The organism is Acinetobacter sp. TUM15064 (genome assembly GCF_008980265.1).
Classification (GTDB): domain Bacteria; phylum Pseudomonadota; class Gammaproteobacteria; order Pseudomonadales; family Moraxellaceae; genus Acinetobacter.
The window spans coordinates 1-12,261 of the sequence record NZ_BKFU01000047.1 but is presented as its reverse complement, the minus strand read 5'-3'; the positions used below and the strand labels follow the sequence as shown (position 1 = coordinate 12,261).

Annotated in this window: 9 protein-coding genes and 1 pseudogene; 3 read left to right on the top strand and 7 right to left on the bottom strand. The window is 41.8% G+C overall.

Annotation, left to right across the window (positions count from 1 at the left end; all coding sequences use genetic code 11):
* Positions 1-11: 11 nt before the first annotated feature.
* The 3 genes from nuoC to ndhC all read right to left on the bottom strand — a co-directional run bounded on the left by nuoC (position 12) and on the right by ndhC (position 3,118).
* A complete protein-coding gene (gene nuoC / locus GBI16_RS13205; protein ID WP_086208153.1) occupies positions 12-1,799 on the bottom strand; it encodes an NADH-quinone oxidoreductase subunit C/D in 1,788 nt (595 codons plus the stop codon).
* A gap of 86 nt (positions 1,800-1,885) precedes the next feature.
* A complete protein-coding gene (locus tag GBI16_RS13200) occupies positions 1,886-2,563 on the bottom strand; it encodes an NADH-quinone oxidoreductase subunit B family protein (RefSeq protein WP_004695382.1) in 678 nt (225 codons plus the stop codon).
* A 6-nt stretch (positions 2,564-2,569) separates the two neighbouring features.
* The gene (gene ndhC / locus GBI16_RS13195) at positions 2,570-3,118 is read right to left on the bottom strand and encodes an NADH-quinone oxidoreductase subunit A (RefSeq protein WP_086208154.1); all 549 of its coding nucleotides are present in this window, start codon (positions 3,116-3,118) and stop codon (positions 2,570-2,572) included.
* Positions 3,119-3,629: 511 nt separating this feature from the next.
* On the opposite strand from ndhC, the gene GBI16_RS13190 reads away from it, so the two are divergent.
* A complete protein-coding gene (locus GBI16_RS13190) occupies positions 3,630-3,986 on the top strand; it encodes a hypothetical protein (protein ID WP_151707212.1) in 357 nt (118 codons plus the stop codon).
* Positions 3,987-4,041: 55 nt separating this feature from the next.
* Here the strand turns inward: GBI16_RS13190 and bfmS are convergent, their stop codons facing one another.
* Together bfmS and bfmR are read right to left on the bottom strand one after the other, a co-directional pair.
* A complete protein-coding gene (gene bfmS, locus GBI16_RS13185; RefSeq protein WP_151707211.1) occupies positions 4,042-5,706 on the bottom strand; it encodes a sensor histidine kinase BfmS in 1,665 nt (554 codons plus the stop codon).
* Between the two features lie 36 nt (positions 5,707-5,742).
* Positions 5,743-6,459, bottom strand: a complete 717-nt coding sequence (bfmR, locus tag GBI16_RS13180) for a response regulator transcription factor BfmR (RefSeq protein ID WP_005007943.1) — start codon at positions 6,457-6,459, stop codon at positions 5,743-5,745.
* 596 nt (positions 6,460-7,055) lie between these two features.
* Here bfmR and GBI16_RS13175 point away from each other — a divergent pair.
* Positions 7,056-9,887, top strand: a complete 2,832-nt coding sequence (locus GBI16_RS13175; RefSeq protein WP_086208157.1) for a ribonucleoside-diphosphate reductase subunit alpha — start codon at positions 7,056-7,058, stop codon at positions 9,885-9,887.
* A 399-nt stretch (positions 9,888-10,286) separates the two neighbouring features.
* Positions 10,287-11,570 carry a ribonucleotide-diphosphate reductase subunit beta gene (locus GBI16_RS13170; protein ID WP_086208158.1) on the top strand — a complete coding sequence of 428 codons (1,284 nt, stop codon included), beginning with the start codon at positions 10,287-10,289 and terminating at the stop codon, positions 11,568-11,570.
* 151 nt (positions 11,571-11,721) lie between these two features.
* Here the strand turns inward: GBI16_RS13170 and GBI16_RS13165 are convergent, their stop codons facing one another.
* Both GBI16_RS13165 and GBI16_RS13160 read right to left on the bottom strand, forming a co-directional pair.
* Positions 11,722-11,928: a hypothetical protein gene (locus GBI16_RS13165; protein WP_139841342.1), complete on the bottom strand. Its 207-nt coding sequence runs from the start codon at positions 11,926-11,928 to the stop codon at positions 11,722-11,724.
* 39 nt (positions 11,929-11,967) lie between these two features.
* Positions 11,968-12,108 (bottom strand): annotated as a pseudogene (locus tag GBI16_RS13160) (IS5/IS1182 family transposase); the annotation flags it as partial.
* Positions 12,109-12,261: the final 153 nt, after the last annotated feature.

The following is a 12,261-nucleotide window of genomic DNA, read 5'->3' as shown; positions in this document are numbered from 1 at the left end:
GCGTTTACCCCTTAGCGATCCACGTCAGCCATAACGACGTCAATTGTCGCTAAATAAATGATCAAGTCAGATACCAGACTGCCGTTAATCACAGAAGGCATTTGCTGTAAATGCGTGAAAGTTGGTGTACGAATACGAGTACGGTAACTCATCGTTGACTTATCTGAAGTCAAGTAGTAGTTCGACGCACCTTTGACCACTTCCGCCATTACAGATGCTTCACCTGCAGGCATTACAGGACCCCAAGATACGCTTAAGAAGTGCGTAATCAAGGTTTCAATGTCTTGTAAAGTCTTATCTTTCGGTGGTGGAACAGCCAATGGGTGATCTGCTTTGTATGCACCAGATGGCATGTTGTCTAAACATTGCTTCACGATTTTGAGAGATTCTTCAATTTCACGGAAGTGAACCATCACACGTGCATAAGCATCGCCTTCGTACTCAAGTGGCACATCGAAGTCGTAGTTTTCATAACCGCTATAAGGACGGTATTTACGAACATCAAAATCAATACCAGTTGCACGCAAACCTGTACCAGTCACACCCCAAGCCAATGCTGATTTCGCATCATATTGAGCTACGTTACGCGTACGACCTACAAACACAGAGTTTTTAAGTGCTGCTGTGTAGTATTCATTCATACGTTTCGGCATCCAATCTAGGATTTCACGAATCAGATGCTGCCAGTTATTTGGCAAGTCATGCGCTGTACCACCGATACGGAACCATGCTGGGTGCATACGGTAACCAGTGATCGCTTCAATTGCGTCATAGATTTTTTGACGATCCGCAAACATGTAGAAGACAGGTGTCATACCGCCGGCATCTTGAATTGCAGTACCGATGAACAATAAGTGGTTATTGATACGGAATAATTCAGACATCATGACACGGATACATTGCGCACGGTCAGGTACAGTAATACCCGCCATTTGCTCCACACCCATCACATAAGGCATGTTTTGCGCACAACCGCCCAAGTAATCCACACGGTCGGTATAAGGAATGAATGAATGCCAAGTTTGACGTTCGGACATCTTTTCCACACCACGGTGGTGATAACCGATATCAGGCACACAGTCTTTCACTTCTTCACCATCCAACTGCAAGATTACACGGAAAGCACCGTGCGCAGATGGGTGGTTGGGACCTAAGTTAAGGAACATGAAGTCTTCGTCGTCATTTCCACGTTTCATCCCCCAATCTTCAGGTACGAAACGAAGGTGTTCCTGTTCATAGTCCTGCTTCGCTTGGTTCTGCATATACGGTGTATATTCAGTAGCACGCGCAGAATACTCTTTACGAAGTGGATGACCTTCCCAGTATGTTGGCAACAAAATACGACGAAGCATTGGATGCCCTTCGAAATTGATCCCGAACATATCGTAAGCTTCACGCTCGTACCAGTTGGCATTTGGCCAAATGTTGGTTGCCGTTGGAAGATTTACATCATTTTCATTCAACGCAACTTTGATACGAATATCACTATTTCGCTCAAGCGATAACAAGTGATAGAACACAGTAAAGTCAGACGCAGGCAAACCGTCGCGGTGTGTACGTAAACGTTCATCTACCGCAGACAAGTCAAACAACATCACGTATGGACGTGACACTGTACGCAAGAACATTAAAACTTCTTGTACGCGCGCGCGCTCAACCCAGACTGTTGGAAAGTCTTCAAAAGTCGTTTGCACATAGAAGTTCTCACCAAATTTGGTTTTGAGCTCTTCTACAATTGCAAATGCTGGGCGTGAATCAACTTGCGGTGATTCTGGCATAGCGTTTTCAGTTTCAGCCATTGGCTTGGCTTCCTATTTAATACAAATTCATTCAACCTAAACGACAATTACACCCAAGCCGGGTGCATCAAAATTTATCGTTTAAATTATTTAATTTCATCCATAGAGCGTAAGTTTTTCACTGCAATACGTTCAGCATTCTTACGGTCACGTTCTGGCATCATCTTTGGCTTATATACTGGCTTAAGATCATCACCAATCACGGCAGAAAGTGGACGGCGCTCTAGTTGAATTTGGTCTTGTAACAACATTAATGCTTGGATTAATGCTTCTGGACGTGGTGGGCAACCTGGAATATAAACATCAACTGGGATGATTTTATCCACACCTTGTACAACTGAATAAATATCGTACATACCGCCAGAGTTTGCACATGCGCCCATTGAAATAACCCACTTCGGTTCCAACATTTGTTCATATAAACGTTGAATAACTGGAGCCATTTTGACGAAACATGTACCTGCAACAATCATCAAATCCGCTTGACGAGGTGAAGCACGGATTACTTCGGCACCGAAACGCGACAAGTCATGCACGCCTGTCAAAGTCGTTGCATACTCTACGTAGCAGCAAGATGTACCAAAGTTAAACGGCCAAACTGAGTTCTTACGTCCCCAGTTCACTGCTGTATGTGCCACGTCCTCTAAACGAGTCATGAACACATTTTTATTCACTTCTTCTTCAAGCGGATCCGTTACGATTTGACGCTCTTGAAGTGGATATTGATCAGCATCCGGATTCGCACGGGTTAATGTATATTTCATCCCGAGTTACTCCTTGTCAGACGATTTAGCCGGTGATTTATCTTTCACACGACCAGATGATTGAGCTGGGATTTGACCCGTAGGATCCATAACCAACTCTTCAATTGAATTAAAGCGAGTGATTTCTGCAATGTTCATATTTGGAGAACCAACTTTAGGTTTAATCCCTGCTGCTTTACGCTTGTCTGAAGGCGACCAGTTAAGCGCACCAGTAGACAACTCATAAACCAAACCAACGAGTAAAACTAAAATAAATACTGCTGCTGTTGTAAACCCAACCCAACCCACTTCACGAACAGAGTTCGCCCATGCGTAAAGGTAAAGCGCCTCTAAGTCGAATACGACGAAGAAGATAGCAACCAAATAGAACTTTGCTGATAGGCGGATACGTGCACCACCAGCACCAACCACACCTGATTCAAATTGCTCTTGCTTGGCACGGCCCCATGACTTACCCCCAAGGAGTAATGGAACGGTCAGCATAAAGACGCAAAGAAATGTAACGCCGATCACGAAGGCAATAATTGCCCATTCGTATGGAGTAATGGCACTCATGCGGGGATAACTCCTGGCAGGCCTAATTTATTAACAAAGAATGTATGTATTGGCCTTCAAATACACCAAACACAAAATTAATCCCGCCAATTGTACCCGATTGATGACGTAAGTTGCTAGCTTATAGATATTCGTCTTTAGGATGATTTCTCATCGTTTTTTGAGATTTTTTCTATGCAAGCCCTTTTATTTTAAAACTGATCGTTTTCTTAAATAAAACAGTACTATTCTATTATTTTTCTAAATTTTCATCTTACAGTTGGAATTCACAAACCTGTGGAAGCCCCTCAAATCATTTACACCATCTCTCTACACATGGCAGACCATCTACCAAAACGAGAAAAATCAACCGAACCAACCGTTTTTTGTATTCATCAAACATAGATAAAAGCAAATTAAGTCACTCATATTTTTTGTGTTTATTTGCAAATCAAATCAATCAATAGATGCACTCAGCTTTTTCTTATGCTATTGATATAAATAACCAACAACAAAGAATAAGGAGCACCGAATGAGCCTAGAATTCACCCATAAACCTAATTATTTTTTATTTGCCCAGTTGCTTATTCGCCATGTTGAAAACTATGTCCGTAAACACCCCGATGCCAATAATGCTATTTTTGATTTACGCGACATTTATGCACTTTTTCGTCAAGCCAAAGCCTCAGCTACCACCAATCTCGATGGCATTATGAATATTGTAGATGAATACACAATTGAAACGATCAATGGTGACCAAAAGCTCATTAGCCGCTATGGCATAGATATACAAAACAATTCTCTGCTGATTGACTTTAATGCCAGTGCGCTTGAAAGCCTAAAGCAAGGCAAGCAAATTATTTCTCCTGATGCCACTATTCAAGAATAAAAAAATAATGAAAAAAAAGCACCGAACTTCGGTGCTTTTTCATACCACATAAAAATTAGTTTTTGGTGTCTGTATTTTCTTTGACATTATATTTCTTTTTAGACTTACTAAAACGATGTGCTGGCCATGTCATGGTAAAACGCGCACCCCCCAAACTTGGACTTTGATCAACCATTACACGCCCACCAAACCAGTAAGCAATACGACTCACAATTGAAAGCCCCAAACCATAACCACCAGATGCACGAGTCCGACTATCATCTAAACGAGCAAATGCCTCAAAAACACGCTCACGCTCATCTTCGGGAATACCTGGCCCATCGTCTTCCACACAGACATAAGCCATCCCATTTTCATTAATACCACCACTCACCAACACCTGATGGTCACCATAACGTACGGCATTGCCGACTAAGTTTTGCACTACACGATGTAAGTAACGACGTTCAGCTTCAACCTGTAACGTTAAAGGTGGTGCATTTAAGTTGATTTCCTTTTGAGTCTTTAAGGCTTCAGTCTCTACCACCACCTGATCTAACACTTCAAACAAGACAATATTTTCAATATCGAGTGATGGCGTACCTTGCTCTAATTTGGCATAAGTCATAATTTCATCAATTAAAGTATTTAAGGCCTCAATATCTTTATCAATCATATCAACTTGCTGCAGGCGGTATTCATAATCGTCTTCTTCCGCCAACATTTCCATCCCAAAACGGATGCGCGCAACAGGCGTACGAAGCTCATGGGATACGGCGCGCATGAGTTCACGCTGTGCTTCAATCAAACGCTGAATGTGATCGGACATGCTGTTATAACTATTCGCCAGACTCGCCATTTCGTCTTTACCATCGACAGGCAAACGTAAAGTCATATCCCCTGCTTTCATGCGGTTCAAACCATAATTAACCTCTCGCAACTTACGTTGCATAGGCACTAGCAAACCATATACCCCTAAACTGAGCACAAACAAACTTAATAAGGTAATCCCTGCTGCAAGCTGAAATGGCATCCAGTTGAAAATAGGTACAGGCCCAAGCACCAACACTTTATTCGGTGAACTTGGCAAAGGAGGAGAAACAATAGAAATGGTTGTACCGCGCACGGAAGCGCTATCGCGATATAAGATCACACTATGATCTAAACGCAATCGACCAATTTGCTCAGACTCAAGCGCAAGATTTTGCACTTCTTCAATATGTACAGGATAAGAGAAATACTTTTGTATTTTCGCTAAATACTCTTCCTCTTGACCTGGGTAATAGACCAAATAATCAAGAATAAAAATCGGGAGTGCTTTCATTTGCAACTCCCCAATTTTATCTACCTTAATATAGAGTAAATGATTTGGGTCATCTTTTAGACCAAGAATCAGATACGCAACTTGCGTTTGCGCATCATAACGTACAGCGGCTTTACGCTCGCTGATCCGTTTAGTCTCTGCTCGAGTTAAATTAACTTTACTTGTAGGAATCATATTAATGGGCAGTTCAAGCAGATCAGACGCATCTGAAATCCAGTCTGCTTTTTGCTGCGCGTTGGTTTGACGAGATACACCTTCACTAATAATAAAGGAAATCCCATCTGTTAATGATTCGCGATATTCTTGCACTCGCTGATAATTAATAATTTGCACAAGCAAATACGCCATGAGAGCTACGATAGCAACCAGCACGACTAACCCTGCATAGATACGCAAGAATATACTGTGTTTGAACACTAAAAATGTCCCACTTTAACGAATCAAATAGATGACTTAGATACCATTGGTTTCTTTAACAAATAAATAGCCTTTGCTACGTACCGTTTTAATACGTTTTGGATTTTCAGGATCATCGCCAATTTTTGGACGAATACGTGAAATACGTACATCAATTGAACGGTCCTGACCATCATATTCAATACCGCGTAAACGCTCAAAAATATCTTCACGCGATAAGATACGACCAGCATTTGAAGCAAGTAACCACAATAAATCATATTCAGCACTGGTAAAGTCAACCAATTCACCATTTAAAGTCACTGAGCGACCACCGTTGTCGATCACCAGATCATCAAATTCAATGCGCTGCGCAACTTCATCTTCTGGCGCCTTGTCGGTACGACGTAATAATGCACGGATACGTGCAAGTAAAACGCGTGGCTGAACTGGTTTTGCCACATAGTCATCTGCACCCATTTCCAGACCAAGCACTTGATCCATATCTTCTGTACGTGCAGTCAACATCAAAATCGGTTGATGGTAATGTGGACGAACTTCACGACAAATCGTTAAGCCATCAGCACCTGGAAGCATGACATCTAGCACCACCATATCGGGTTGTTCTGCAATAATACGGCGAATGGCACGGTTACCATCGGGCTCTACCCCAACCTCAAGACCATTACGAATCAGGTATTCTTGAGTTAAGCGAGCTAGACGCTCATCGTCTTCTACGATTAAAATTTTTGGTAACTTTTCTTCTTGGCTCATGGAGTGCCCCTTTATTTTGACGACTTAACGTATCCTTTAAAATCCAAGAGATACGCTCTGATATAGTTTGCAATATACACACGTTTACATTGTAAACAAGATCTTGTTCACCAAACTGATACATCAAAGTAGCATTTTGTTATACATTTTTTTAAGCACAAAATAAGCACTTTCTCGCGTTTGCTCTATATCCAACCAAAGCAAAGAAACGTTTCTTTACAAATTGATGTTTTTTCACGCCAAACCACTGCTTTCAACCGTTTATTTCTACCCCACACATCTCTTTTTCACTTATCCACAATGTTATCTATAAGTACTTAAACCGAGCTTTGTTATGCTATCGCCTTGTCTAATAAGGCTTAATACAAGAATCATAAAAAAGGGATTTTTTTAGCGACCATTTCAATACAAGAGCAATCGAAATTTTTAATAAAATGTCAATATTGATCTACCCCGAATTTTCCCGTATCTTGTGTTCAATTAATTTTTAAACCACTAGGTCTTGTGTTTAAACCTCAAACACTGTGGCATAAAAATTGCCCAGTTCAAATGGTCCATAGACATAAAAATAGATGACAAAATGGAGCTATGCTAGCATGAGCGTATCAAATTCAACCCCTGGTCAAATTCAGGTGATTAAACGCACTGGAGATGTTGCCAGCTTTGACGCAGAAAAAATCTCTGTTGCTATTGGTAAAGCATTTTTAGCTGTTGAGGGTCAACAAAGTGCTGACTCAAGCCGCATCCACGATCGTATTTCACAACTTACCGAGATGGTATTAAATACATTTACGCGTCGCTTACCTTCTGGCGGTACAATCCACATCGAAGAAATCCAAGACCAAGTTGAACTTGCGCTAATGCGTACAGGTGAACAGAAAGTTGCTCGCGCGTATGTCATCTACCGCGATCAACGTGCTGACGCACGTAAACAAGCAGGTGAAAACCATCACCCAACACTGCAAATCACTGACGCCAATGGTCAGCTTCAACCGCTTGACATGCGTAAGCTTGAAGCAACAGTAACTAAAGCGGCTGAAGGATTAGAAGGCATTAATGTTCAAGCGATCATCGACGAAACCATTAAAAACCTCTACAACGGTGTAAAAGCGTCTGACATCGCAACGACGATGATGATGGCTACACGTACACGTATCGAACAAGAACCAAACTATACCTATGTCACGGCTCGCTTACTGCGTGATGAATTGGTTGCAACAGGTTTAACGTTCCTTGGCTTGTCTGAAGACACAGCTGAAGGCGATGCTTTAGAAACCTTCCTGAAGAAAGGTATTGCATTAGACCTCCTTTCACCAGAGCTACTTAACTTTGACCTTGCAAAATTGGCAGCAGCGATTCAACCAGAACGTTCAAACCAATTTACTTACTTAGGTTTACAGACTTTATTTGACCGTTACTTCATCCACTCAGATGGCGTACGTTTCGAATTGCCACAATTATTCTTCATGCGCGTTTCGATGGGTCTTTCACTCAACGAAGCAAACCGTGAAGAACGTGCAATCGAATTCTATAACTTACTCTCTAGCTTCGATTACATGGCATCTACGCCTACCCTGTTTAACTCAGGTACGCTACGTCCACAGTTGTCTAGCTGTTACTTGACTACGATTGATGATGACCTGTATGACATTTATGGTGCTATGCGTGATAACGCAATGCTATCTAAATGGGCAGGCGGTCTAGGTAATGACTGGACGCCAGTTCGTGCCTTGAACTCGTATATCAAAGGGACAAACGGTAAGTCACAAGGTGTCGTTCCATTCCTTAAAGTGGCGAACGATACTGCTGTTGCGGTAAACCAAGGTGGTAAACGTAAAGGTGCCGTGTGTGCATACCTTGAAACTTGGCACTTAGACATCGAAGAGTTCCTAGAGCTACGTAAAAACACCGGTGATGACCGTCGCCGTACGCATGACATGAACACAGCAAACTGGGTTCCTGACTTATTTATGCAACGTGTTTTTGAAGATGCAGAATGGACACTGTTCACGCCGTCTGAAACACCAGACCTACACGACTTAACTGGTGCAGAATTCGCTGAGCGTTATGCACACTATGAAGCAATTGCAAAAGAAACAAACATGTTGCACAAGAAAATCCGTGCAAAAGATTTGTGGCGCAAAATGCTGTCGATGTTGTTTGAAACTGGTCACCCGTGGATCACATTCAAAGACGTATGTAACTTACGTTCACCACAACAACACGTTGGTGTAGTTCACTCTTCTAACTTGTGTACAGAAATCACATTAAACACAAGCAAAGATGAAATTGCGGTATGTAACTTAGGTTCGATCAACCTTGTACAACACGTTCAAGGTGGTGTGTTAGACCGTGAAAAGCTTGCACGTACAGTAAAAACAGCGGTTCGTATGCTCGATAACGTAATCGACATTAACTACTACGCAGTACCACAAGCGAAAAACTCGAACTTGAAACACCGTCCAGTGGGTATGGGTATCATGGGCTTCCAAGATGCGCTATATGAAATGCAACTGGCTTATGGTTCTGATGCCGCAGTAGACTTTGCTGATGAGTCGATGGAAGTGATCAGCTACTATGCGATCCAAACATCAAGCGATCTCGCACTTGAGCGCGGCACTTACGAAACATTTAAAGGTTCACTGTGGGATCAAGGGATTCTACCAATTGACTCACTTGACCTTGTTGCAAAATCACGCCCTGAGCGTATGTTTGAAGTTGACCGTACTCAACGTTTGGACTGGGACACTTTACGTGCCAAAGTTCAAAAAGATGGTATGCGTAACTCAAACGTGATGGCCATTGCACCAACTGCAACCATTTCAAACATTTGTGGTGTTTCTCAGTCGATTGAACCAACATTCCAAAACTTATATGTAAAATCTAACCTATCAGGTGAGTTCACTGTGATCAACCCGTACCTCGTACGTGCGTTGAAAGACCGTGGTTTGTGGGATTCTGTGATGGTCAATGACCTGAAACACTTCGAGGGTTCAGTTCAGAAAATTTCGCGTATTCCTGAAGAGCTTAAAGCCATCTTCGCGACTGCGTTTGAAGTTGAGCCACGCTGGATTGTGGATGCTGCATCACGTCGTCAAAAATGGATTGACCAAGCACAATCTCTAAACCTTTACATCTCTGGTGCAAACGGTAAGAAACTTGACTTGACCTATAAAATGGCTTGGTTGCGCGGTTTAAAAACGACGTATTACCTCCGTGCTTTAGGTGCAACATCTGCCGAAAAATCAACCATTAACACAGGTGCATTGAATGCAGTAAAACCTGCAACTGTAACGGCAGCGCCTGTTGCAGCAGTTGCTCAGGAAGTTAAACCAGAAGTGGTTGCTGAAGATGAAGGCTTCGGTCAAGCAGCTCCAGTGCCAATGGCATGTTCAATTGACAATCCAGACTGTGAGGCTTGTCAGTAATAACCTCCCCTAACCCCTCCTAAAAGGAGGGGAATTACACCAAACTTATTGAGGTGTAAAGTCCCTCTTTTATAAAGAGGGATTTAGGGAGATTAAAAAGTTAAAGATACCCAAGGAAATTACCATGCTCCATATGACACATAACTACATGTTAGGTCTTACAGCCTTGGTGCTTTCCTTTGTGGTTTTGTTTTACATGCCAATCGCCTATTTTTGGGTGAAAGTCAATCAAGCTAAAAAGCGAAAGCAAAATAAGTCATGAGAATCATGCTCTAGACATCATTTTAGAGTAACGATTGGCAAAACTTAATTTTGCTTTCACAAATTAAGCGTATAGTAGGACATCTCAGCTTTGCTGGATGTCAATAAAAGATATAAAGCAACGTAGAGAGAATTGATATGTCTATCCTAAGTTGGGACGATTTCGAAAATGATTCGCAAAAACCGGCTGCACCTGAACACAAGTCTGCGCCCGTCGAACCGCAAAAAGCGGCTAATCCGCAGATGGTATCTGCTGCAGAGCAACCACAGAAGAATGTGGCAACTACACAATCCGCTTCAACCCCTCGAAGCGGATCAACAAATCCAGCCGATCCGTTGGCAAGAGCATCTCACGCCTTAGAAAGCTTAGATGTTGCTCCAGGTCTAGAAGAACTAGAAATGGGTGCGCAACGTGTACAAGTTGACGACAAGGCGATGATTAACTGTCGTGCTGACCTCAACCAACTTGTACCGTTCAAATACGAATGGGCTTGGCAGAAATATCTAGATGGTTGCGCAAACCACTGGATGCCACAAGAAGTAAACATGAACCATGACATCGCGCTTTGGAAGTCTGAAAATGGCTTAACTGAAGATGAGCGTACCATCGTCATGCGTTCTTTAGGTTTCTTCTCAACTGCTGACTCTTTGGTTGCCAACAACTTAGTACTGGCAATTTACCGTCACATTACTAACCCTGAATGCCGCCAGTACATTTTGCGTCAAGCGTTTGAAGAAGCAATTCACACACATGCTTACCAATACTGTATCGAATCTTTGGGTATGGATGAAGGTGAAGTCTTCAACATGTACCGCGAAGTACCAAGTGTTGCACGTAAAGCAGCTTGGGGCCTCAAATATACTCAGTCTTTAAGTGACCCTTCGTTCAAAACAGGCACACCTGAAAACGATCAGATTTTGCTTCGTAACTTGATCGCATTCTACTGCGTACTGGAAGGAATTTTCTTCTACTGTGGCTTCAGCCAAATCTTGTCGATGGGCCGTCGTAATAAGATGAATGGTGTTGCTGAGCAATTCCAGTACATCTTACGTGATGAGTCGATGCACTTGAATTTTGGTATAGATATGATTAACCAAATCAAGATTGAAAACCCTCACCTCTGGACAGCCGAATTCCAAGAAGAAATCATTCAAATGATTCTTGAAGGCACGATGCTTGAAATTGAATACGCACGTGACACGATGCCACGCGGTGTATTGGGTATGAATGCAGCAATGATGGAAGAATACTTAAAATTCATTTGTAACCGTCGTTTAGCGCAGCTTGGTTTACCAGAGCAGTTCGCTGGTGTAAACAATCCATTCCAGTGGATGTCTGAAATGATGGACTTACGTAAAGAGAAGAACTTCTTCGAAACACGTGTAACGGATTACCAAACGGGGGGAGCTTTGAGCTGGTAAAATAAAACAGCCGTCATGCGACACAAGGTTTGTCAAAAATGACACATTGTTTGTCATAAGACGACGCATTGTTTGTCATAAAAAACCGCCATTAATGGCGGTTTTTTTTATTCTAAAATAGAAATTAAATTTATGAGATACAAAACCATCTTTATAAACTATGAAGATGGAATTTACTCCTATGATGATCAGTTAACATATCATTTGAAAACCAGCTTGGAAGATCGTTCACTAAACTCCCTTCAAGCGGTAAGTGAGGATAAAAATTTTCTACAATAAAAGCCATAAATTTTCTTAAACAGAGTGGCCCTTTTACTGGAATTCGCCAATCTTCTATACTAATATGGCTTTGTTGCATAAACATTCAAAAGCTGAGTTTTCCCCAATCCATTCAAATTTAAGTGACAACTTGGGTGTGAGGTCTACCTAATTCCGTAAATCTATTCAGAACTGCCACACGCGCATGAATTTCATTGACCTGACTTTGAAAATGTCTTGCCGTCAGCTTATCTCCTAATAATTTGATGCAATGCATCTTGATTTTATAAAAAACTAAAGGAAACCACTTCGGGGTTTCCTTTAGTTAAGTAATTGATTTAATTATCATTTACAATTTAGAATTTAGAATTTTTACAAGCATTAACCTAAATAATATTTTTAAATATCATCAAGAATTTTTGGTTTTTCTGAC